The sequence below is a fragment of the Arthrobacter sp. ISL-65 genome (genome assembly GCF_018613795.1).
GTDB lineage: Bacteria > Actinomycetota > Actinomycetes > Actinomycetales > Micrococcaceae > Arthrobacter.
Window position 1 is genome coordinate 1 of record NZ_JAGGPN010000062.1, and the last position, 22,287, is coordinate 22,287.

Sequence of the window (22,287 nt, forward strand, 5' to 3'; positions counted from 1 at the left end):
GCTCTTGTGGTAGCCCTTGTCCTCAGCGTGGAGAAGGTTTTCGGTGGCGTGTGCCTGGGCCGGGACCGTATGGTCAGTGACCGCCGCGTTCGAGGCGGCGCCCTGTGGGGAGTTGGACATGGGGGATCCTTTGGTTTCCGGTGCGGGGGGGAACAGCAGTGGTGGCGGTGCTCGCCGGTCGAGCTTGTCGAGACCTGGTTTCGGCAGGCTCAACCAGCGAGGCTCAATCGGCGGTTGGGGGTTACTTGCTGAGGTTGGCCAGGCGTTCGGGGCTGAGGAGCTCCCGCAGCTGGGTTTCGGTGAGCAGGCCGTGTTCAAGGACCAGTTCGGCGACGCCCTTGCCGGTGGCCAGGGCTTCCTGCGCGATGGCGGTGGCGGTGGCGTACCCGAGGTGCGGGTTGAGGGCGGTCACCAGGCCGATGGACTGTTCCACGGTGAGGCGCAGGTGTTCGGTGTTGGCGGTGATGCCGCGGACGCAGCGGGCCGTGAGGGTGCGGCAGGCTGCTTCGAGGTGCGAGATGCTCTTGTGCAGGCTGTGCACGATGATCGGCTCGAAGGCGTTGAGCTGGAGCTGCCCGGCTTCGGCGGCCATGGTGATGGTGACGTCGTTGCCGATGACCTCGTAGGCGACCTGGCTGACCACTTCCGGGATCACCGGGTTGATCTTGCCGGGCATGATGGAGGATCCGGACTGGACGGCCGGTAGGTTGATCTCGCCGAAGCCGGCGCGCGGTCCGGAGGAGAGCAGGCGGAGGTCGTTGCAAATCTTGGAGAGTTTCACGGCCACGCGCTTGAGCACGCCGGACAGGTGGACGAACGCGCCCACGTCCTGGGTGGCCTCGATGAGGTCGACGGCGGTGACCAGCGGCAGTCCGGTGATCTCTGCCAGGTGCCGGCAGGCTGCCGCGGCGTAGCCGGCGGGGGCGTTCAGGCCGGTGCCGATCGCGGTGGCGCCGAGGTTGATCTCGTGGATGAGCAGGTCGGCTTCGGCCAGGCGGAGCCGGTCTTCGCCGATGGTCACGGCGTAGGTGCCGAATTCCTGGCCCAGGGTCATGGGAACGGCGTCCTGCAGCTGGGTGCGGCCCATCTTCACGACGGTACGGAACTCCATGGCCTTTTCCGCGAACGCCTCTTCGAGTTCCGCCAGCGCGGAGAGCAGCTGGCGGGCAGCGAAGATGGTGCCGAGCTTCACCGCGGTGGGGTAGACGTCGTTGGTGGACTGGCTGAGGTTCACGTGGTCGTTGGGGTGCAGCCGCGCGTAGTCGCCCTTGGCGTGGCCAAGGATTTCCAGTGCCCGGTTGGCGATGACCTCGTTGGCGTTCATGTTCGAGGACGTTCCGGCGCCGCCCTGGATCACGTCGACGACGAACTGCTCGCTGAGCTCGCCGTTCATCACATCGGTGCAGGCCTGTTCGATGGCCGCGGCACGTTCGGCGTCCAACAGCCCGAGTTCGAGGTTGGTGCGGGCGGCCGCGAGTTTCACGGCGGCGAGGCCGCGGACCAGGTGCATGTTGCTGGAGAGCGGCTGCCCGGTGATGGGGAAGTTTTCCACGGCGCGGAGCGTGTGGACGCCCCAGTAGGCGCTGGCGGGGATGTCGCGGTCGCCGAGCAGGTCGTGCTCGGAGCGCACGCCGCCCTGGGAAGGGGCATCCGGCAGGGTTTGGGTTTCGGTCATTTGCAGTCCTTAGAGAACGTCGTCGGTCGGGGACAGGGAGGAAAAGTCTGCGGCCTGCAGCAGGCCCACTTGGCGGCCTCCGCCGAGGACCGCACCGGTGGCGATGCCCGCAAGGGCGGAGGTGTCGACGTCGAGCGCTTCCAGCGCGCGGACGGTGACAGGCATCCGGGCCCGGTCACCGCCGTCGGAAATCTTGACGGCGACGGCACGTCCGTCCGGCAGCCCAACCAGCTGGATGCCCTCGAAGCCGTCCTTCGCAAGGGCGCCGGGCAGGAGGCGCATGAGCTCCGTGACGTCGCGGCCCTCGCCCGCCACCATTTCCGGATGGCGGCGCATGGAATGCGCGACGGCGGCTTCCGGGCTTTCGGGGGCGGACGCACTATCAGCCAGTTCGGCCGAGGCTAGGCGGCCGAAGGCGCGGGCCATGCCGGCAAGAGTGAGGGCGAACAGCGGGGTGCCGCAGCCGTCGGTGCTGATACCGGCGGGTTCCTCGCCCGTCAAGTCGGTGACGGTTGCAGCGACGAGCCTCTGCAACGGATGGGAGGGGTCGAGATAGCCCTGCACCGGCCAGCCGTTGATGACGCAGGTAGCGGCCATGGCGGCATGCTTGCCGGAGCAATTCTGGGCCAGCTGTGTGGGCAGGCCGCCATCGCGCAGCCACTCCTCGCGCTCGCGGACGCCGTAGGGGAGGTCGGTGCTGTTTTCGAGTGCTGCGGGCGTGAGCCCGTGGAGTTCCAGGATGCGGCTGGCGCCGTCGAGGTGCCGGGCTGCGCCGGAGTGGCTGGCGGCGGTGAGGGCCAGCAGGTCGGCGGGCAGGTCCAGCCCCGCCCGGACCATGGCCACGGACTGCAGGGGCTTGAGCGAGGACCGGGGGTAGAACGCGGCGTGGGGTTCGCCGGCTGAGAGCAGGGTGCGGCCGTCGGGCGCGGTGGCGATCAGGGAGCCGTAGTGGACGCTTTCGACCAGCCCGTCGCGGGTCTGGAAGGCGAGGGGCTCGTGCCGCGGCAGGATCGCTGCTGGTGCGGGAGGCGCGGAAAGGGAGTGGCTTGCCGGCATGGCGGGGGAAGGCATGGTGTCCTCTGCGTTGGGTGTTGATGTGTTGAGTTGGGTGTGGCTGGTGCCGGGAAGGCTGGGCCGTTACTGGTTGAGGATGAAATCGAGGGCTTCACCGACGGCGCGCAGGTGCTCAGCCATGGCGGCGCCGGCGTCTGGAGCGGAGCCGGCTTCGATGGCGTCCAGGATGAGGCGGTGCTCGACGTCGGAGGCGTGCTGGCGGTCGGCCACCATATTGAGGGTTTCGGACTGGTGGGCGAGGGCGTCGCGGATGTCAGCCACCACGCTCTCGAACACCTTGTTGCCGCTGGCGCGGGCGATGGCTGCATGGAAGCTGGAATCGAGGGCGACCCAGGCTTCTGGATCGGTCTCCGTAGCCATGGACGCCATCATGCCGCGAAGGATTTCCAGGTCCTCGGTGGTGCGGCGCTCGGCGGCGAGGCCGGCGGCGGGGACTTCGATGTGTGGCCGGGCCTCGGTGAGGTCCCGTGCCGAGAACTGGCCCAGGACGAGGTCGTTCGCCACATGGTCGGCGACGACGAACGTGCCGCGGCCGGTCTTGGTTACGGTCAAGCCTAGGGCGGTGCAGGAACGCAGGGCCTCGCGGATCACCGAGCGGCTGACGCCGTACTGCGAGGCCAAAGATGCTTCGGAGCTGAGCTTGGCGCCAACGGCCAGCGCGCCGCTCTGGATGTCGCTGCGGATAGCGTTGAAGACAGCTTCGGCGGCACTGAGGCGCGCCAGCGGAAAGTTGCCCATTCCGATTTGCTGTCCGGCTGTCCGGCTGTCTGACAGGTTCACGCTTAAGAATATGGCACGGGTCACAGGCGGGTGTCAACCGGAAACTTGAACCCGTCCGGACGCGACAGTCCGGGGCCTTGGGAGAGCACATGCTCTGGTCGGTACGTTCGTTCCGATTCAGGTCTTGTGCGCTTGGAGTGGTGGGGCGTAGCGTGGAAACTACGAGCAAACCGGCACGATCGTTCCTAATTGCTGAGGAGGTGCGGTGACCAACCCCTTCACCACACAGCTCGCCGCGGCCGTCCGTACCCGGCGCGCCGACCTCCGCCTGAGCCAGCAGGACCTCGCCGGCATGGCCGGGGTCTCCGAACGCTTCGTCCGCTTCGTCGAGCAGGGCAAACAAAGCCTCCGGCTGGACACCCTGCTGGCGTTGCTGGACACGCTCGGGCTCGAGTTGCAGCTCGCCACCCGGACCAGCGCCGCCGCCCGCGCACTGGTGACCCAGTCACTGGTGACCCAGCCGTCGGAGCTACCGCTGACACAACCGCCGCCGGACGTCCCGCCGTCGGCGGCCCCACCGGAAGGCCACGAGCCCAGCGAACGGGAGAACCAGCCGTGAGGCACCGGATCGCTGACATCTACAAGCGTGGCGTCCTGGCCGCCCGGCTGGAACGGCACGACGGCGGCACCAGGTTCAGCTACCTGCCGGCCTACCTGCAAAGCGGCCGCCCCGCCGTCGCGAGTTCCCTGCCGCTTACAGCGGAACCTGTGCTCTCCGGAGCAGGGGCCGCACCGCCGTACTTCACTGGCCTGCTCCCGGAGGGCCGGCGGCTGAACGCGCTGCGCCGGTCCATCAAGACCAGCGCCGACGATGACCTCTCGCTGCTGATCGCCGCCGGCGGCAACCCCGTGGGCGACGTGCAGATCGTGGGCCACGGGGAGCCGCTGGACCCGGAGGAGCACGCCGTCGAGGTGGATCCGCGCAGGCCCGTGGACTTCGACGAGCTGCTGGGCGACTCAGGCCTGATCGATCCGGTGGCGCTCGCGGGCGTACAGGACAAGCTGTCCGCCGGGATGATTTCCATGCCCGTAGCCAGCGCGGGGCGCCGGTTCATCCTTAAGCTCAACGCGCCCGAGTTCCCGCACGTGGTGGAGAACGAATTCATCATGTTCCGTTATGCGGCGAAGCTCCGGATTCCGCTGAGCCGGGTGCAGCTGATGCGCGACGTCGCCGGCCGGCCGGGGCTGCTGGTGGAGCGGTTCGACCGGGTGCCCTTGGCAGGAGGGACAGCAACGGCCGGAATAGTGGCGGGCGCGCAAGGCGCGGCTGGCGGGCCGGACGCGGTAGAGCGACTCGCCGTCGAGGACGGCGCGCAGGTGTTGAAGCTGTACCCGGCGGACAAGTACAACGTGGGGTTCGGAACGGTATGCCACGCGCTATCCGAATACTGCGCGGCGCCGCTGCCGGCGCTGCGGAACCTCGCCATTCAGGCCGCCTTCGCCCTGCTCAGCGGCAACGGCGACCTCCATGCGAAAAACGTGTCCATGGTGCAGCAGCCGCACGGGGAATGGTCCATCGCGCCCGTCTACGACATCCCCTCCACAGTGGTCTACGGGGACAAGACGCTCGCCCTGACGCTCGGCGGCAAGCGCAGCGGCATCTCGCGCAAGCACTTCCTGGCCTGGGCCGCGGGCCTCGGGCTGCCCGAACGAACGGCGGTGCAGGCGGTGGATCTGGCGCTGAAGGCCGCGGGCCCGCTGTTGGCTGATCTGGAGGCCGGGACGGCCTTCGCTTCAACGGCGTTTACGGCAACGGCTGCCGTTTTAACGGACACGGTTCCAACGGACGACGGCGGCGCCTCACCTTTTCCGGACATGGTCACCAGGGCGTGGGTCAAGGAGCTCAAGCACCGGCGGAGGCTGCTGGAGGGGTGAGCCCCGGAACTAGTGGGACGGACCGCCGTCGTACCAGTTGAGGACGCGCAGGGCCCGAAGCGTGTTCCAGCGGCTGGGGCGTCCGTCGCCGTCCTCCATGGCGAAGTGGATGCGTCCCGGATGGGTGTTCTCGAGCAGCCAGGTTCCGTCGGGCTGCCGTTTTGAGCGGAGCAGGCCGACGGCCTCGGCGAGGCGGATGTCCGGCGGTCCGCCCGTGCCTTGGGAGTACGAGTCGCGGAAGTAGTCAAGGCCGCGGAGCGCATCGTAGAACCAGCGGGTCGGGTAGGAAAACTGCAGCCAGTCCGGGTCCACCAGCTCGCCGGTGCTCTTGCGCCGGAGCAGCGCACGTTCCAGCAGATACTCCTCGCCCCGCTTCCGCGCCTCAACGGATTCCGGAGTTCCCCCCGTGGCCCGCTCGTGTTCCAGCAGCCCCTCCAGCACGTTGATGGTGGTGGCGAACGACGAGCGCACCGACCCCCGCTCCGCCTCGCAGTTCCAGCCACCGTCGGCGAGCTGCTCGCCGAGGAGCCGATGGACGATGCCGTCGACGTTCTCGCCGAAGTACGCTCCGAGGGCCACGGCCTTGCCGTTGATGCAGGGCTCCGCCTCGCCGTCGAAGAACGGCTGGCCGCCCTCCTCCCAGCGGCTGTTCTCCCGGACTTTTGCCACTGCCCTGCAGGCTGCTGCGCTTCCGGGCTCGAGTCCGAGGTCGCGCAGGAGAAGCAGGCTGTACATGGTGGCGGTCCACGGCTGGCCCGGCTCGGAGCCGTCATACGGGACCGGGAAAAACGTGCCGCCGCCCCACTGGCCGTCGCCGCCCTGCAGGGCGAGCATGCGCGCACCCCAGCCCTCGGTGGTCACGCGGTCCCGTTCGGCGCGGACCTTTTCGGCAGGGGCATCCGTCAGGTCACGCAGGACCTGCCAGCGGATCGACGGGTCGGAATCGAGCAGCCAGTCGAGCACCTACTTAACCGATCCGCAAAACCGGCGCTAAAGGTGCTGGATGCCCGCGCGCTGCATGGCGTCTTTGTAGACGTCCACGCTTTTGGTCAGGAGTTCTTCCTGCTTGGCCTCGGAAACAGCAAAGGCCCGGCCGCCGAGCGCGCTGGCCTTGTAGATTTTGATGCCGCTGTTCTTGAGTGAGGCATGGTAGGTCTTCTCGAAGAGCGTCAGGAAGGTGGCGGCGTCGGTTCCATGGGCGATGACGGCCGAGACGCGTCGGTTGATCTTCATGAACTGCCGGAAGGGCCGAAGTCCGTCGGTCTTCTCCTGGATGCTGAGGGCGGAGGGCATGTCCGGGTCGCGCACCCAGGGGTAGGCATTCCACGGCATGACGTAGCGCGGGTCCAGTTCGGCGAGCTCGTAGATCTGGGTGGCGCGCCGGGCGGCCTCGTCGTCGTTGAAATGGGAAACGAAACCCGATTCGGTTCCCTTGCCCGGGCTTACCTGGAGAGTGACTATGCGGCATTCGTCCTCGTCATGGACGGGGTCGATGTAGGGGACGATGGATCCCGGCTTCTTCTCCATAAGTTCATCGCACAGTTGCGTTACTGCTGCGATGTTCGGTTCCTGTAGCAGGGCTTTCTTTTCGTCCCAGTCAATCGTCACGATTTCTCCCTTAGCTGCATGGCGTCCAAGAATCAGGCGTCTTAGGCCACTCTACGCTTTTGACCGTAAGGGTGCTTGGGGGAGTTACCGCCGATCCAACAGGACGCCTAAACCCCTGCGCCCCGGAACGTGAACCGGCCCGCCATGAGCGTGGCAGCCACGGGCATCGTTGCGAACACGGCATCGGGCACGCCAAGGGGATCAGCGTTCAGCACGGCGATATCCGCCACATCACCGGTCCGGATCCGGCCGCGCCCGCGGGTTGAGGCGACTAGCGCTTGGTCCCGGGTCAGGGCCTGCTCCGGGTGCCACGGCCCTCGGCCGTCGTCCCGCGCCCGGGCTGTCGCGGCGGACATCGCCAGCCACGGATCAAGGGGTGCCACCGGCGCATCGGACCCCAGCGCCAGCCGCGCACCGCCGTCCAGCAGCGAGCGCAGCGGGAAGGCCCGGTCAGTGCGGCCGGCCCAGTTGGCGTCAGCGGCGTCGCGGTCGTCGAGCGCGTGCACGGGCTGGACGCTGGCCGTCAGGCCAAGCTCACCGAACCGGGGGAAGTCCTCCTGCCGTACAAACTGGGCGTGCTCGATCCGGCCGCCGATCCCAACTTCGGCGAAGGCATCCAGCGCAACCTTGTTGGCGCCGTCGCCAATGGCATGGACCGCCGGAACGAAGCCCGTCTCCCGGGCCCTGGCGAGCAGGGCAACAAGTTCGGGTTCGCTCACGGTCAGGATGCCGCGCCCGCCGTGCGGGTACGGGTCAACACAAAAGGCGGTACGGGTGTTGAGGGAGCCGTCGATGAGCACCTTCAGCGGACCCACCCGCAGAAGGCCAGCACCGCCGTCGACCAGCTGCCCCGTGCGCATCCCGGCAGCGGCCGCCCGCTCCAGATCCTCCGGGTACACGCCCGCGTCAACGCGCAACGAGCCGAATCCGCCGCGGATCCGGCGCAGCCAGACGTCGCGGTTCCACGTCATCTCCAGGTCCACCACGCCAACAACTCCGCGGGCGGCGGCCGCCTGGCCTGCCGCGCCGACCCAGCTGTCCACGACGTCGTCGGGCAGCTTTCCGAGTTCGCGCGTGAGGGCGAACGCCGGTTCCTCACGGAGCAGGCCGTCTGCCGGAAGCTGAACCCCGAAGCGCCGCGCAGCCGCCGAATTCAGCCAGACGCAATGCAGATCATGGCTGATCAGGGCGGTGGGGACTTCCCATGTGGCGTCGTCGAGCATTTGGGCGCTCGGGACGTCGCCCCAAATGGCGTCGCGGAAGCCCGCACCCACCACCGTACTGGCCCCGCCTGCCGCGGCAATCCGCTTCCGGACAAGCTCGACGGCGGCGCTCGCCGAAGCGGCGCCGGAGAGGTCGATGCGGTTGGCAGCCAGCGCCCACTGCGTCAGGTGGACGTGCTCGTCCCACAGCCCGGGGATGACGAAGCATCCCTCGAGATCCAGCACCTGGGCATCCGCTGCCGTGGAACCTTCGGGGCGTTCTCCGGCTGCGGTGATTGCGGACACCCGGCCGTTGCGAATATGGAGGTCGGAGCACTCTGTGTCGCCCCGTAGCCTCACGGACGCGAGCACCATGTCAGTGAGCATCGGGTCTTGAGCTGCTGGGCGGTCCTGGCTGGAAGGCATAGGGACAGGCTAGGCAGGTATCCGGTCAGCACCAATCCGCGCCGCACCCCTCTTTCGTTGCCCCGCGCCGCCATGGCTCACCGGCACTCCTCTTCCCAGCGCTGGCAACAGGGTGCATTCTGGACGTGACACGGTTCCGACAGCGAAGTCGGGGAGGCGTAGGCCACATGAACTTTAGTATCCGCTACCTTGATACGTTACGGCCGAGTCAACTTGGGCAGCGACTGCCCGCCAGGGGGACGTGAGCGCTGTGGACATCACCGCAAGCCATCACCGTCTCAAGGTCGTGGTCCACATCGACGCGAACATGGAGCGCGCCTGCATCGAGGTCCGCGGAACCCTGACGCCGGCCAACATCCGGGCGCTTTATGTTGTTGCACGGCGTGCCAGGACTCTGCTTCCGGGCAAGGAAATCATTCTGGACCTGTCGATGGCACGCGCCGCCATGGACACCATCACCTCGCTCCATGATCCCGCCCAGCTCACCCAACTCAGCGGCGAGGGCACGTCCGAGAAACCTTGCCGGCTGAGCATCCTGGACCCCCGGCCGGGCATCCACGCGCACCCCTCATTCACTCACGGGCGCGGCGATCACAAGCCCCCGGACGGCAAGCACAAAGACAATCAGCACCCCGACGGCAAGCACAGCAACAAGGCCAGCAGAATCCAGGAACGCAACGCCGAACCATCCACCGCCCGATCACGCACCGCCCGATCAAACGATGTCCAAGCAACTGCCATGGAACCGGGCACCGCCCACCCCAGCCATGCCGAACCACGGGCGGCAGCCCGCCGCAGGGCCAGAGATAAGGAACCGGCATGAAACCTGGCCGCATGGTGATGCTCGTCCTCGGTACAATCGCCGCGCTCCTGGGACTGGGGCTGCTGGCGGGCGCAGCCGGGGTGGGCTGGCTCAACTTCCAGCAGCGCGACGAAGGCTACTTCACCACTCAATCGCACCGGTTCGACGCCGCGTCCTCCGCCATCACCACGGCAGGGCTGGATGTCATGGTCAGAGGCAGGCTGCCGGACGTCATTCCTTCGGAAACGGCAGGCAGCATCCTGCTCCGCGGAGCGGCAGCCACTCCAGGCAAGGGGATTTTCATTGGCATCGCACCGCAGCAGGACGCGGTGCGCTATCTCGAGGGCGTCAAGCGCTCCGAAATCCGGGAATTGAATCTGCGGCCCTTCAGGGTCGACTACACCGAAGTGCCCGGCACGCGGACGCCTGCCCGCCCCGGTGCCCAGAATTTCTGGGTCACATCCGCCGAAGGCACCGGCACGCAGGAACTCAAATGGAACATCCTTCCCGGCAGCTGGACCGTGGTGGTCATGAACGCCGACGCCACCGCCCCGGTGTCCGTGGATCTGCAGGCAGGCGTCCGCTCCGACCTGCTCTGGCCGCTGTTCCTGTGGCTGCTCATTGCCGGGATCGTGTTGCTGGTCATCGGAGTGCCACTGATCATTGCGGGTGCAATGGGGCTCGGACGGCACGGGCCGCCGCCGCATCTTCCCCCGGCCCACTATCCACCAGGCCAGTACCAACCCTATCCCCCTGGTCATCCGCTCGCGGGGCATGCCCCACCAGTGGAAACCCCGACGGCGGGACCTCCCGCCGCTGCCGGCGCCACCGGGCCGTTCGCCAGTTCTGCCGTGCCGGGGGAAGGACCGGGCTACCCGGCTGCGGGCTATCCCGCCCCTGGCTATCCCGCCCCCGGTGGCGGGGCGGGCGCACCGCCACCACCCGCCGTCGTCGACCAATTCGAGAACCCGAGGTACCCGGCCCGCCTGACCGGTCACGTCGACCCGGCCCTGTCCCGGTGGATGTGGCTGGTGAAATGGTTCCTGGCCATCCCGCACCTGATCGTCCTGTTCTTCCTCTGGTTCGCCCTGATTGTCACCAGCATCGTGGCGTGGTTCGCGATCCTCTTCACCGCCCACTACCCGCATTCGCTGTTCAACTTCAACGTGGGCGTGCTGCGCTGGAGCTGGCGGGTGTCCTTCTACGCCTTCACGGCGATCGGGACGGACCGCTACCCGCCCTTTACCCTGGCCCGCACTGACTACCCGGCCGACTTTGACGTCGACTATCCGGACCACCTCTCGCGCGGTTTGGTGCTGGTGAAGTCCTGGCTGCTGGCCATCCCGCACCTCCTGATTGTGGGCGTGCTCGCGGGATCCTCACGTACCTGGATGGCCTCCTCCGACGATGACTTCGTCGGGGCCGGGGGCTACACGGCAGGCAGCGCGGTCTCGCTGCTCACGCTGCTGGCCTTCATTGCCGGCGTCATTCTGCTGTTCACCGGCAGGTACCTCCGGACCCTGTTCGACCTGCTGATCGGCCTCAACCGCTGGGTTTACCGCGTCGCGGCATACGTGGCGCTGATGCGGGACGAGTATCCTCCGTTCCGGCTCGACATGGGCCCCGTCGATCCCGGCGGAGCCTCGGTCGCAAGTCCACAAACCACTCCACCAAGAGGGCCGTCATGAAACTCACCGTTCACACCTTCGTGAGCCTCGACGGCGTCATGCAGGGCCCGGGCGGCAGGGACGAGGACACCAGCGGCGGCTTCGAATTCGGCGGCTGGTTGGTGCCGCTCTTCGACGAGGACATGGGCAGGATCGTGAACGGGTGGTTCGCCGAAGCCGATGCGATCCTGCTCGGCCGCACCACTTACCAGATGTTCCAGCCCTACTGGGAGCAGGTCACGGACCCGGACGACGCCGTTGCCAGGGCGCTCAACAGCCTGCCCAAGTACGTGGTGTCCTCAACGCTTACCGAGGCGACCTGGAACAACACCTCCATCCTTCCCGCAAACTTCCTCGAAGCCGTTGACGACCTCAAATCGGGCCCGGGCCGGGAGCTCCAGGTCCACGGCAGCTACCGGCTGGTCCGCGCCCTGCACGACGCCGGCCTGGTGGACGAGTACCGGCTGATCATCTTCCCCGTGGTCCTCGGCCAGGGCAAGCGGCTCTTCGAGCCCGGCGTCACGCCGTCGGCATTTACCCTGGCCGGGAGCAAGGCGACGTCGTCAGGTGCCGTCCACCTGACCCTCCTGCCCGCCGCCTTCGGTGCCGCTGACCTGGAGGTAGGGGAGTTCGAGGTGCGGGAAGGCCGGGAGCAGGTTAAGGACTGAGGCGCTGTCAGCCCAAGCCGCGCAGGCGCTCCATTTCGCGGCGGTCCTTCTTGGTGGGCCGGCCGGTCCCGCGGTCCCGCTGCGGCAGCCCGAGCGCCGGCGCCACGGGCCGGGGAGGCGTATGGTCCGTGAAACAGTGCGACGCTGCCTCTGCACCCACCCGCTTGGCGATAAGCCTGCGCACCTCGAGGATGCGCTCATAACCGGGCTGGCGGACGCGCACGGTGTCGCCGGGCACGAGTGACTGCGAGGCCTTGGCCGGGTTTCCGTTGATGCGCACATGCCCGGCACGGCACGCGGCGGTGGCGGCGGACCTGGTCTTGTAGGCGCGGATCGCCCACAGCCAGGCGTCGACGCGGACGGTGGCGGGGGCTGAGGGAAGGCTGCTCATGATTGCAGCCGAGTATAGCCGGGGCGCCGCTGGCTCAGGCGTCCGGGACGGCGGAACCTGCCGACGTCGGGCCGTCCGCCAGCACGATGTCGAAGGCCTCCACCCGGCGGTCCGTGACCGTGGTGGGAGATTCCAGGTGGACGGCGCCCGTGGGCAGGATGCCCGCGCCGCCGAACTTTTCCATCACCCGCCACTGGGCCACCACGTCCTCACCGCAGTGCTCGGGTGGAAGCTGAGTCCAGAACCGGAAGCCGCCCGCGTCCTCCAGGGCCTGGCGGCGGAACATGGTGCACCCGCCCAGCCAGGCCACCTTGTACGGAATCCACTGCCCTGATTTCAGTCCCAGCTCGGTGCTCAGGTGGCTCAGGTTGGCTGCGCTGTGCAGCGGCCAGCGCTCAAAAGCCTCCTCGCCGGGACGGATGCGCTCGGGGTCACGGGTCCCTGCCATGGCGTGAAGGTTCCGGTCTGGTCGGGGCGGCGGTCGTCCAGGAAGGACAGGCCCTGAGGGGCCATGCCCACAAAGCCGCAGCCCAGTTCATCGAGGGCATCACTCATTCTGGCCAGCGCGCCCGGCTCCAGCCAGATATCGTCATCGAGGAACAGCACTTTGTCTGCCCGTGCCCGTTCCAGGACGAAGTGGCGGTGTTCGGCGAGGCCCCGGCGCGGCATGTGCCGATGCAGCTCGACGGCGGTGCCCTGCGCACGAAGAACCCGGAGCAGGCTGGCTGCCGGCGGATGCTCCCAGGCCGGCGGCCCGTCCGACTGGTCGCTAAGCACCAGGCGGAAGACCGGGCCCTCCTGCGCCGCAAGCCCGGCCAGCGTGACGGCAAGCTCGGCTGGCCGGTTGCAGGTGGGGATGAGGATGTCCAGGACGGCGTCCTCAATGGTGTGGCCTGAGGCCCAGTTCGCGGATGTGTGGCGATCCATGATCACCGCCTTTCCGGGACCAATGTGACGGCCGCGACCAATAGGCCGGTCGGGACCGATGAGTCGTACGGTGCACTGGGTTCAGGTACCCAGGGCTTTTGCCGCCTAAACGCGCTTAAGGCGTGTCGGACGGGACTCGCCGACAGCGTCGAGAGCTCACCTCTCGGTGCGAAAACTACGCGACCAGGACGGCCGCGGCGGAGTCCATGTGCTCGCGGATGGTGTTGCGGGCCAGGGAGGCGTCGCCGGTTTCGATGGCGGCGACGATGTCGTTGTGCCGGTCCACGCTCATGTTCCGCACGCCCTTTTCGAGCCCGGCGAACATGATGGACATCCGGATGGACCCTTCCAGGGATTCCCACGAGTGGAGAAGGGTCTCGTTGCCGGTGAGGCGGCACATGGTGCGGTGGAAGTCGAGGTCGGATTCAACCCTCTCCTCCAGCGTGCCGTGGGTGGACGCCTCCATGGCCTGGATGGCTGCGCGGAGGGACCCGATGACGTGCTGGCGGTCCGGCAGTTCGCAGAGGGTGCGGGCAGCCAGGGATTCAAGGGCCGCCCGGACGGAGTAGATGTCGCGGATTTCCTTGGCGTCCAGGTGCCGGACCGAGAGCCTGCCTCGGGCGCCCGCGGACACGAGGCCTTCCTGCTGGAGTTGCCGCAGGGCCTCCCGGAGTGTTCCGCGGCTGATCTGCAGCATTTCGGACAGCTCGGTTTCCACCATGTGGCGGCCGGGCTCGAGGGCGCCGCTGGTGATGGCCGTGCGCAACGCGGCCAGCGCCTGCTCGCGGAGGCTCTTCTTTTCCAGTCCCAGCAGGGCTGCTGTCGCGGCCATCGGATTCTCCCAAGGTCAGAGGTCGACTGTTTACAGTCGCCGTGTTAACAATGATGCCACGGCAGGAGCGCTGGGGGCAGCTGTTGTCCCTTCGCTCCTGCCGTGGCTGCGCTCCAGCGGAGCCGAAGCCCGGCTCTAGCTGAGCTCGGCGAGTACCTTCGCCACGATGCGCTGGACGGTGAGGCCGTAGCGTTCGTGCAGCGTGGGCAGGGCGCCGGCGTCGAGGAACTCGTCGGGCAGCGCCACCGGCACCACGCGCTTGCCGATGCCGGCGGTCACGACGGCGGAAGCCACCGTTTCGAACAGCCCGCCGATGACGCTGTGGTTTTCCAGGGTCACGGCCAGCCGGTCGGTGTTGATCTCGGCCAGGACGGTTTCGGCGTCGAACGGTTTGATGGTGGGCGTGTGGACGACGGCGACGTCCACGTTGTGTTCCGCGAGGGCCTTGGCTGCCTGGAGGGCGCGCATGGTCATCAGGCCGGAGGAGATGAACACGACGTCGTTGCCTCCGCGCAGGACTTTGGCCTTGCCGAGTTCGAAGTTGTAGCCGTACTCGTCCAGTACCGTGGGCACGTTGCCGCGGAGCAGGCGCAGGTAGGTGGGTCCTTCGCTGGCTGCGAGCTGCGGGACGGCCTGTTCGATGTCGATGGAGTCGCAGGGGTCCACGATGGTCAGGTTGGGCATGCCGCGGAAGATCGCCATATCCTCGGTGGCCTGGTGGCTGGGGCCGTATCCGGTGGTGAGTCCGGGGAGGCCGCCCACGATGTTGACGTTCAGGTTCGGTTCGGCGGCGTCCAGGCAGAGGAAGTCGTAGGCGCGGCGTGCCGCGAACACGGAGTAGGTGGAGGCGAACGGCACCAGGCCGGTTTCGGCGAGGCCGGCTGCTGCGCCGAAGAGCAGCTGCTCGGCCATGCCCATCTGGAAGAACCGTTCCGGGAAGGCCTGGGCGAAGATGTGCATGTCCGTGTACTTGCCCAGGTCCGCGGTGAGGCCAACGATCCTGTCATTCTCCTGCGCGGCCTTGACCAGTGCGTGGCCGAACGGCGCGGACGCGGTCTTCTGGCCGGCGTCGGCGAAGGAGGCGATCATCGCCGAGGTCTTCAGCTTCGGCTTCGCGGCTGTAGTAGTGTCGGGAGCCTCGGTGGTGGCGCTCATGCTGAAACCTTTCCTTCGTAGCCGGCGGTGAGCTGCTCGCGGCAGGTCTGCCATTCGTTCTCTTCGATGCGCATGAAGTGCGCCTTTTCCCGTTCCTCCAGCAGGGGTACGCCCCGGCCCACCTTGGTGTCGCACAGGATCACGGAGGGGCGTCCGGTGGCGGTGGCCTGGGCGGCGGCGTTGTCGAACGCTGCGAGCAGCGCGCCGACGTCGTTGCCGTCCACGCGCTGGGTGTACCAGCCGAACGATTCCCACTTTTCGGTCACTGGCTCGGTGCGGAGCACCGTGTCGGTCTTGCCGTCGGCCTGCAGGGCGTTGATGTCCACCATGGCGGTCAGGTTGCCCAGCTGGTGGTGGTGCGCGCCCATTGCGGCTTCCCAGGTGGAACCTTCGTCCAGCTCGCCGTCGGAGAGGAAGTTGAACACCCGGGCGCCGGAGCCCTGATAGCGCAGGCCCAGGGCCATGCCGACGGCGATGGTCAGCCCGTGGCCCAGGGAGCCGCCGGAGATTTCCATGCCGGGGGTGTAGGTGGACATGCCGGACATCGGAAGCCGGGAATCGTCCGAGCCGTAGGTTTCCAGCTCCTCGACCGGGACGATGCCCGCCTCGGCGAGGGCGGCGTAGTGTCCAATCGCGTAGTGGCCGGTGGAGAGCAGGAACCGGTCCCGGCCCTCCCAGTGCGGATCCTCGGCACGGAAGTTCAGCTGGTCTCCGTAGACGGTGGCGAGCATGTCCGCTGCGCCGAGCGCCTGGCCCACATAGCCCTGGCCCTGGACCTCGCCCATGTTCAGGGCATGGTGTCGGATCCGGTACGCCGCGGCGGACACCCGCTCGAGGCGGTCGGCTGCGGTTTCCCCGGCATCGCCGGGGGCTTGGTTTGGCGTGTGTATTTCTTGGCTGAGAACCATGATTCTCCCTTTCAGAGGTGGCGGCTGTGCCGCCTGTAAGGCCGTGGAGCCCTGGGGTAGGTAAGCGGGAGCGCGGCTAGGCGTCTACGCGCGCGGGGGTGCTTCTGGTGACCTCGTCAGCCAGCTCACGTTCCCGCTTGCCCCAGGTTTCGCGGGTGGCGATTGCTGCCCAAAGGCCGATCAGGGCGTAGGTGCCGAAGAGCAGCGCCGGGCCCATCCAGCCGAAGCTGACGAACAGCAGGGTGGTGATGAACGGGGTGAAGCCGGAGACCATGGCGGAGATCTGGTAGGCCAGCGAGGCGCCGGAGGCGCGGGTCTTGGCCTGGAAGAGTTCGGGGAACCAGGGCCCTTGGGCTCCAGCGAGGGAGTTCTGGCAGACCGCGTAGGAGATGACGATCGTGGCGATGATGAAGACGAACAGGCCGGTGTTGACCAGCAGGAACATCGGGATGGCGAACAGTGCGGCGAAGGCGGTGGACCAGACGTAGAGCGGCCGGCGGCCGATCCTGTCGGTCAGCCGGGCCCAGGCCTGGGTGGCGAAGATGCCGATGGCGGAGGCGATGCAGAGAGCGACGAGCGTCTGGGTCTTGTCGGCCAGGTGCTGGCTGTTGAGGTAGGAAATCATGTACGTGACGGAGACGGCGTAGCCGGCGGTCTCGGCGATGCGCAGGCCGATGCCCTTGACGATATTGCGCCAGTCGGTCTTGATGACCTCGATGATCGGGGACTTCACGATGGCCCCGCTGTCCTTGACCTCATCGAAGACGGGGGACTCGGGGACCTTGGAGCGGATGATCAGGCCAACCACAACCAGCACGATGCTGGCAAGGAAGGGGATGCGCCAGGCGAGCTCGCCGCCGAGGTTCACGCTGACCAGGAACACCAGGTTGGCCAGCAGCAGGCCCACCGGGAAGCCGGCCTGGACAATTCCGGTGTACTTGCCCTTGGTCTTCCACGGCGCGTGCTCGTAGCTCATCAGGATCGCTCCGCCCCATTCGGCGCCGAAGGCCAGGCCCTGAACGATGCGGACAAATACGAGCAGTGCGGGGGCCCACAGGCCCACCTGGCTGTAGGTGGGAAGCAGTCCGATGAGGAAGGTGGCCACGCCCATGAGGATCAGCGACGCGACGAGCACGGGCTTGCGTCCTACCTTGTCACCGAGGTGCCCGCCGATGATGCCGCCCAGCGGCCGGGCGGCGAAGCCGACGCCGAGCGTGGCGAAGGCGGCGAGCGTTCCGGTTACCGGGTCACCGGTGGGGAAGAACGCAGTTCCGAAGTAGAGGGCGGCCGCAGTACCGAAGCCAATGAAGTCGTACGTCTCGATCACGGCGCCGACGCCCGAGCCGATGGCGACCCGCCTGGCGTCCTTGGTGCCGTGGACCGGCCCCCGCATGTTCAGAGCTTCGTTGCTCATGGTGGTTCCCTTTCGAAGAGCGGCTGAAGAAAGTCCAGCGCTGTCGACTGTTAACAAGATACGTCCCAGTGTGACGGGCGTCATGCTGACTGTCAACAGTCACCGTCCGGAGTTGACTGTTAACAGTCAGCGCAGCTAATGTGGTGTCCATCACTACCGCCTGCCGGGCGCGACCCAGAGGATCAACGACGATGTTCCATTCCCGACTCGGGTGCTCTTCCATCAGCTTCCGCCACCAGGATCTGCCGACAGCCCTGGGAACCATCGCCGGGCTCGGTTTCGGCGAGATCGACCTGGGCGCCCTTCCCGGCGTCTGCAACCACGTTCCGTATGAGCTGGACGAGGACGCCGTCTCCGCCGTAGCCAGTGACGTGGCTGCATCCGGCCTCCGGGTGCGTTCCGTCAACGGGGATATCGGGGACCTTAACGCGGTGCTCGACGCCGGCCAGCAGGCTGAGCGGGACAGTCACCTTGATGTCCTGCTCACCCTCACCGCGAAAACCGGAGCCAAAGCGCTGGTCCTTCCCTGTGGAGCACTGAGCCACGAGCCGGTGCGGAGCCTCGAGGAGGATCTGGACACCGTCGCCGCCCAGCTGATCCGGGCGGAGGAGCGCGCGGCAGGGTTCGGCGTCGAACTCTGGACCGAATCGCTGCACTTCCTGCGGTTCTGTTGGAACCTCGAACGGGCCGAACTGCTGGCGCAGAAGCTGGCGGGCTCCGGCGTCGGGATTGTCATGGACTTTAGCCACATCGTCGCCGCCGGCGAGGACCCGCTGGAGTACCTGGCAATCCACGAGGGCCGAATAGCCCACGTGCACCTGCGCGACGCCGTGCCGGGCAACATCAACCTCAGCATCGGCGACGGCCAGGCGGATTTCGCCGCCGGCCTGCAGGCCCTCGCGGCCCAGGGCTACACCGGGCATTTCAGCCTGGAACTCGAAACCCGGGACATCACCCACGATGAGCGCCCGGCGGCCGCCGCGAAGGCAGCCAGCTTCATCACCGACCTCATCTGATCAACCCACCACAAGAATCACGTAGGAGAATCATGTCTGACACTCAACGCACCGCCGTCCTCACCGGAGCCACTTCGGAGCGGGGCATCGGCATCACCACCGCCCGCCGCTACGCCAGCCAGGGCTGGGGCGTGGTGATCCTGGACCTCGACGGCGAGAAGTCCGCGAAGGTCGCCACCGAAATCAGCAACGAATTCAACGTCCCGGCGTTCGGCTATGAGATCGACGTTGCCAGCGAGGACTCCGTCAACGCCGCGTACAAGGCAGTGGCAGCCGAGGTCAAGAACGGCGCCCTTCCCGCCGTCGGCGCCCTGGCCAATATCGCCGGCATCACCTCGCCCGTGCCCTTCCTGGAAACCACGCTTGAGCTGTGGAACAAGGTCATGGCCGTGAACTCCACCGGCACCTACCTCGTCACGAAGGCCTTCCTGCCGGACATGATCGACAACGGCTGGGGCCGGATCGTCAACATGTCCTCTGTTTCCGCGCAGCGCGGCGGCGGCGTCTTCGGCAAGGTCCCCTACTCCGCCGCCAAGGCCGCCATCCTCGGCTTCACCAAGGCCCTCGCCCGTGAGCTCGGGGACTCCGGCGTCACGGTCAATGCCATCACCCCGGGCGCCGTGGACACCAACATCCGCGTCGGCAGCACCGAGGAGCAGGAGGCCGCCATCAACGCCGGCATCCCGCTGGGCCGTAACGCCACCACCGAAGAAGTCGCCGCCGTCATCACCTTCCTGTCCTCCGACGACTCCGCCTACCTGACCGGCACCACCATCGACATCAACGGCGGAAGCCACATGCACTAAGAACGCGGACCCCGCTTACACGCGCTGCGCACCAGGTGCGCAGCTCCCCGCCGCAGCGGGAGCCGCTGTATGACCGCCGCAGCAGGTGCTCCCGCGCTGTGGCTCATCGTGGGCGCCGATGAAGCCGGCGTCGACTACAAGAACCGTGTCCTGGAGGATCTCCGCTCCGACCCCCGGGTGGCCGACGTGATCGACATCGGGGTCAACCGCAGCGACGAGCCCAACGAGTTCAGCAAGCCGTACCCGCATGTCGGCATCACTGCGGGCGAGATGATCCGGGACGGACAGGCGGACCGGGCCATCCTGTTCTGCGGGACGGGGATCGGCGTGGCGATCGCCGCCAACAAGGTGGCGGACGTCCGTGCCGCCACCGCCCACGACTCGTTCTCGGTGGAACGGTCCGTGCTTTCCAACAACTGCCAGGTCCTCACCATGGGCCAGCGGGTGGTCGGTTTGGAACTGGCGCGCAGGCTCGCGCGGGAATGGGTGGGCTACACCTTCGACCCGGGATCGGCGTCGGCAGGCAAGCTGAATGTGCTCAGCGATTACGAAGGGTGCTGAGCGGCCGTAACTCCCCGGTTCATTCACCCTGGTGCATTCTGCAGTGACACCTATTCGACGATGACCCGCACCCGCTGCACCGTGTTGTTGCCCAGGCCCTGGTAATTCCAGTGCTGCTCCAGCGGCTGGGTGGAACCGGTCGCGTCGCTTGCCCGGCACGCCAGTTCGTGGTGGCCGGGGTCGGCCACCCATGGCAGGCTCCAGCCGCGCCAGGCAAAGGCACCGGCAGGCTTGTCCAGCTGCGCCGTAACCCACTTGCCGTCGATGCCGACCTCCACCTTCGTTACTGCGCCCTCACCGGACCACGCCCGCCCCTGGAGCATGACGGGCCCGCGGGGCAGGTACCTGCGGCGGGTGAAAAAGTCAGGAATGCCCGGCGGAACCATCAGGGACCGCACCCTGATCCGCGAAACCGGCGTGCCGGCGTCGTCCGCGTTGTGCTGGTAACGGTAGGCGACCGACTGCTGGAACCCGGTGAACGGTGTCGTGACCACCTGGATCGACTGCAGCCACTTGACGCTTGCCATGCCGTACCAGCCCGGAACGACGAGCCGCAGCGGATAGCCGTGCTGGGGCGGCAGCTCGGTGCCGTTCATCTTGTAGGCAAGCACGACGTCGGCCCGGGACGCTTCCGAAATCGGCAGGCTCCGGGCGTACTGCTGCCGGACGCCGCCCTGGATTCCGGCATCCAGCCCGGTGAAAACCACCTCGACGGCTTCGGGCTCGACGCCGGCCTGGGCCAGCAGGTAAGCGAGCGGAACACCAGTCCATACGGCCGTTCCCACGCCCTCCAGCGTCCAGGGCTGGCTGAGCGGCCGCGGCCTCAGCAGCGAACGCCCGTTGCCGGCGCATTCCATGGTCACCTGGACGCTGATGGCAGGATCGCGCTTCAACGCCGCAAGGCTCAGTTCCATCGCCCGCTCCACGGCGCCGCCGATCCGCAGGTGCCAGGGTCCGGTGACGTCCGGAATGTCGAAGTGCGTCAGCACGTAATGCAGCCCGGGCGGAGTCACGTCCTCGCGCAGGGCCTCGAGCGGCATGGAGTGGTTCCGCACGGCTAGCTGCAGCTCTTCCCTGGTGAGCGGGCCATGCGTGGGTTCACCGGAGTGTGCTGTTACACCGGAATGTGCTGCGGGGCGGGCGGACGGTCGGCGTCGGTAGATCAGCTTGGACATGGCCTGGCGATTCTGCTCGGTGCTGCGGTTTCTCTGGTGCTGCAGGGTGCAGCTGCCAAGAGGCGTGCTCCTCCTCACAGGTTTACGCCGCGCGCATATGACCGTCAACAGCCCGGCACCGTCGCCCCCTACAGCTGCGGCAGCTTCACCAGTTCCTCGAGTGGCATAGGGTCCTGGCCCGTGAGGCCGTGCACGTCCGACGTCACCCCGGCCAGCTCTCCTGCGGCTATCGCCGTATACGTGCTGACCCAGGCCTCGACCTGCCACGCCGGGGCGCCGTAGGAGTCGCGGGAGGCGAACGCCTCCTTCACGGTTTCGTGCTGGTACGTGACGGTCCTGCCCGTGGAACGCGTAAGCACCTCGGCGGCGTGCGCCAGCGAGATGTCCTCCGGGCCGGTCAGGTCGTAGGTTGCCCCGGCGTGGACGGCCGGGTCACGCAGCACGGCCACCGCGGACCGGGCAATGTCCTCCCGCGCGACGGCGGCCATCACGCCGTCGCCCGCCGGACCCCGGATGACGCCGTCCTCCCCGGCAAGCATGGGCAGGAAATCCAGGTAGAAGTTGTCCCGCAGGAAGGTGAACCCCATGCCGGACGCCCTGATCCGCTCCTCGGTAGCGTAGTGGTCGCGGCCCAGCGTGAAGGTGCAGTCCGGCGCCGCACCGAAGAAGGACGTGTACACAATGTGCTGCACGCCTGCCTCCGCGGCGGCGTCCACGAAGGCGTAATGCTGCTGCAACCGGTCCTCCGCCTCCGCCGCCGACACCATGAACAGGACCTTGACCCCCTCCAGGGCCGGGCGCGACAGTACGGGGTCCCCGTAGCTGACCGCCACCGCCGGGGCGGCGTCCAACAGGCCCGGCGCCCGCCGGGGGTCGCGCACCAGCAGTCGTTGGGAGAACCCGGCGTCGGACAGCTGGCGGGCCACCATACCGCCCAGGACCCCGGTGGCACCGGTGACAGCAAGGTCTGGAAGATCAGTCATGGGCGCTCCTAGGCCTCCCGTGTTGCGGGGGACTTTGTCTGGGCCGGGTCCCGCTCGGCGAGGGAGCCGACGGCGGCGTCGATCTTCTTCAGGACGTCCGGTTCAAGGCGCACTCCCGCGGCCGCGGCGCTGTCGGCGACCTGTTCCGGCCGGGAAGCGCCCACGATGGCCGAGGCAACGTTCGGGTTCTGCAGCACCCAGGCCACCGCCAGCTGGGGCATGGTCAGCCCGGTTTCCTCGGCGACCGGGCGCAGCTCCTGCACGGCGGCCAGGACGTCGTCCCGCATCCAGCGCTGGATCATCCTGGCACCGCCCTTGTCGTCGGTGGCGCGGCTGCCCTCC

At 67.6% G+C, this 22,287-nt stretch carries 24 protein-coding genes; 8 read left to right on the forward strand and 16 right to left on the reverse strand.

Going from position 1 to position 22,287, the window contains the following annotated elements; all coding sequences use genetic code 11:
* Nucleotides 1–241 precede the first annotated feature (241 nt).
* The 3 genes from J7I85_RS23080 to J7I85_RS23090 all read right to left on the reverse strand — a co-directional run bounded on the left by J7I85_RS23080 (nt 242) and on the right by J7I85_RS23090 (nt 3,529).
* The gene (locus J7I85_RS23080) at nt 242–1,675 is read right to left on the reverse strand and encodes an aspartate ammonia-lyase (RefSeq protein WP_214857788.1); all 1,434 of its coding nucleotides are present in this window, start codon (nt 1,673–1,675) and stop codon (nt 242–244) included.
* A 9-nt stretch (nt 1,676–1,684) separates the two neighbouring features.
* Complete coding sequence (locus J7I85_RS23085; protein ID WP_214857790.1) at nt 1,685–2,746, reverse strand: asparaginase; 1,062 nt, start codon at nt 2,744–2,746, stop codon at nt 1,685–1,687.
* Between the two features lie 66 nt (nt 2,747–2,812).
* Nucleotides 2,813–3,529 (reverse strand): FadR/GntR family transcriptional regulator, encoded by a 717-nt coding sequence (locus tag J7I85_RS23090; protein ID WP_214857791.1) that lies wholly within the window; start codon nt 3,527–3,529, stop codon nt 2,813–2,815.
* A 205-nt stretch (nt 3,530–3,734) separates the two neighbouring features.
* Between J7I85_RS23090 and J7I85_RS23095 the strand changes: the two genes are divergently transcribed.
* Both J7I85_RS23095 and J7I85_RS23100 read left to right on the forward strand, forming a co-directional pair.
* Nucleotides 3,735–4,088: a type II toxin-antitoxin system Y4mF family antitoxin gene (locus J7I85_RS23095; RefSeq protein WP_214857794.1), complete on the forward strand. Its 354-nt coding sequence runs from the start codon at nt 3,735–3,737 to the stop codon at nt 4,086–4,088.
* On the forward strand, nt 4,085–5,404 hold the full coding sequence (locus tag J7I85_RS23100; RefSeq protein ID WP_214857796.1) for a type II toxin-antitoxin system HipA family toxin: 1,320 nt from the start codon (nt 4,085–4,087) through the stop codon (nt 5,402–5,404). Before J7I85_RS23095 ends, J7I85_RS23100 begins: the two co-directional genes overlap by 4 nt.
* A 9-nt stretch (nt 5,405–5,413) precedes the next feature.
* Here the strand turns inward: J7I85_RS23100 and J7I85_RS23105 are convergent, their stop codons facing one another.
* From J7I85_RS23105 to J7I85_RS23115, 3 genes are all read right to left on the reverse strand, one after another.
* Nucleotides 5,414–6,367, reverse strand: coding sequence for a hypothetical protein (locus J7I85_RS23105; RefSeq protein ID WP_214857798.1), 954 nt, complete (start codon nt 6,365–6,367; stop codon nt 5,414–5,416).
* Nucleotides 6,368–6,394: 27 nt separating this feature from the next.
* On the reverse strand, nt 6,395–7,012 hold the full coding sequence (locus J7I85_RS23110) for a uracil-DNA glycosylase (RefSeq protein WP_214857800.1): 618 nt from the start codon (nt 7,010–7,012) through the stop codon (nt 6,395–6,397).
* Between the two features lie 107 nt (nt 7,013–7,119).
* Nucleotides 7,120–8,640, reverse strand: a complete 1,521-nt coding sequence (locus J7I85_RS23115; RefSeq protein ID WP_214857801.1) for an amidohydrolase — start codon at nt 8,638–8,640, stop codon at nt 7,120–7,122.
* A 241-nt stretch (nt 8,641–8,881) separates the two neighbouring features.
* Here J7I85_RS23115 and J7I85_RS23120 point away from each other — a divergent pair, with 241 nt between their 5' ends.
* The 3 genes from J7I85_RS23120 to J7I85_RS23130 are packed head-to-tail and all read left to right on the forward strand — an operon-like array spanning nt 8,882 to nt 11,777.
* A complete protein-coding gene (locus J7I85_RS23120; RefSeq protein WP_214857803.1) occupies nt 8,882–9,463 on the forward strand; it encodes a hypothetical protein in 582 nt (193 codons plus the stop codon).
* Nucleotides 9,460–11,130 carry a DUF4389 domain-containing protein gene (locus tag J7I85_RS23125; protein ID WP_214857805.1) on the forward strand — a complete coding sequence of 557 codons (1,671 nt, stop codon included), beginning with the start codon at nt 9,460–9,462 and terminating at the stop codon, nt 11,128–11,130. Before J7I85_RS23120 ends, J7I85_RS23125 begins: the two co-directional genes overlap by 4 nt.
* The gene (locus J7I85_RS23130; RefSeq protein WP_214857806.1) at nt 11,127–11,777 is read left to right on the forward strand and encodes a dihydrofolate reductase family protein; all 651 of its coding nucleotides are present in this window, start codon (nt 11,127–11,129) and stop codon (nt 11,775–11,777) included. Before J7I85_RS23125 ends, J7I85_RS23130 begins: the two co-directional genes overlap by 4 nt.
* 7 nt (nt 11,778–11,784) lie before the next feature.
* On the opposite strand, the gene J7I85_RS23135 is transcribed toward J7I85_RS23130, so the two are convergent.
* The 7 genes from J7I85_RS23135 to J7I85_RS23160 all read right to left on the reverse strand — a co-directional run bounded on the left by J7I85_RS23135 (nt 11,785) and on the right by J7I85_RS23160 (nt 17,404).
* A complete protein-coding gene (locus J7I85_RS23135) occupies nt 11,785–12,168 on the reverse strand; it encodes an RNA-binding S4 domain-containing protein (protein ID WP_214857808.1) in 384 nt (127 codons plus the stop codon).
* A gap of 34 nt (nt 12,169–12,202) precedes the next feature.
* Nucleotides 12,203–12,616: a glycosyltransferase family 2 protein gene (locus J7I85_RS25385; RefSeq protein WP_251024749.1), complete on the reverse strand. Its 414-nt coding sequence runs from the start codon at nt 12,614–12,616 to the stop codon at nt 12,203–12,205.
* On the reverse strand, nt 12,532–13,095 hold the full coding sequence (locus tag J7I85_RS25390; protein ID WP_251024750.1) for a glycosyltransferase family 2 protein: 564 nt from the start codon (nt 13,093–13,095) through the stop codon (nt 12,532–12,534). Before J7I85_RS25390 ends, J7I85_RS25385 begins: the two co-directional genes overlap by 85 nt.
* A 175-nt stretch (nt 13,096–13,270) precedes the next feature.
* Nucleotides 13,271–13,927 carry a GntR family transcriptional regulator gene (locus J7I85_RS23145; protein WP_214857815.1) on the reverse strand — a complete coding sequence of 219 codons (657 nt, stop codon included), beginning with the start codon at nt 13,925–13,927 and terminating at the stop codon, nt 13,271–13,273.
* Between the two features lie 135 nt (nt 13,928–14,062).
* Nucleotides 14,063–15,082: a transketolase family protein gene (locus J7I85_RS23150; RefSeq protein WP_214857817.1), complete on the reverse strand. Its 1,020-nt coding sequence runs from the start codon at nt 15,080–15,082 to the stop codon at nt 14,063–14,065.
* Nucleotides 15,079–15,990: a transketolase gene (locus J7I85_RS23155; protein WP_214857819.1), complete on the reverse strand. Its 912-nt coding sequence runs from the start codon at nt 15,988–15,990 to the stop codon at nt 15,079–15,081. Before J7I85_RS23155 ends, J7I85_RS23150 begins: the two co-directional genes overlap by 4 nt.
* 76 nt (nt 15,991–16,066) lie before the next feature.
* Entirely contained in the window at nt 16,067–17,404 is a 1,338-nt protein-coding gene (locus tag J7I85_RS23160; RefSeq protein ID WP_214857821.1) for an MFS transporter, read from the reverse strand.
* Between the two features lie 191 nt (nt 17,405–17,595).
* On the opposite strand from J7I85_RS23160, the gene J7I85_RS23165 reads away from it, so the two are divergent.
* The 3 genes from J7I85_RS23165 to J7I85_RS23175 all read left to right on the forward strand — a co-directional run bounded on the left by J7I85_RS23165 (nt 17,596) and on the right by J7I85_RS23175 (nt 19,787).
* Nucleotides 17,596–18,420: a sugar phosphate isomerase/epimerase gene (locus J7I85_RS23165; RefSeq protein ID WP_214857823.1), complete on the forward strand. Its 825-nt coding sequence runs from the start codon at nt 17,596–17,598 to the stop codon at nt 18,418–18,420.
* A gap of 32 nt (nt 18,421–18,452) precedes the next feature.
* A complete protein-coding gene (locus tag J7I85_RS23170) occupies nt 18,453–19,226 on the forward strand; it encodes an SDR family NAD(P)-dependent oxidoreductase (protein ID WP_214857826.1) in 774 nt (257 codons plus the stop codon).
* Between the two features lie 69 nt (nt 19,227–19,295).
* Nucleotides 19,296–19,787 carry an RpiB/LacA/LacB family sugar-phosphate isomerase gene (locus tag J7I85_RS23175; RefSeq protein ID WP_214857834.1) on the forward strand — a complete coding sequence of 164 codons (492 nt, stop codon included), beginning with the start codon at nt 19,296–19,298 and terminating at the stop codon, nt 19,785–19,787.
* Between the two features lie 50 nt (nt 19,788–19,837).
* Here the strand turns inward: J7I85_RS23175 and J7I85_RS23180 are convergent, their stop codons facing one another.
* The 3 genes from J7I85_RS23180 to J7I85_RS23190 all read right to left on the reverse strand — a co-directional run.
* A complete protein-coding gene (locus J7I85_RS23180) occupies nt 19,838–20,962 on the reverse strand; it encodes a sulfite oxidase (RefSeq protein WP_214857836.1) in 1,125 nt (374 codons plus the stop codon).
* A gap of 128 nt (nt 20,963–21,090) precedes the next feature.
* A complete protein-coding gene (locus J7I85_RS23185) occupies nt 21,091–21,945 on the reverse strand; it encodes an SDR family oxidoreductase (protein ID WP_214857838.1) in 855 nt (284 codons plus the stop codon).
* Nucleotides 21,946–21,953: 8 nt separating this feature from the next.
* A partial coding sequence (locus J7I85_RS23190; protein WP_214857846.1) for an aldo/keto reductase occupies nt 21,954–22,287 on the reverse strand: 334 nt, incomplete at its 5' end.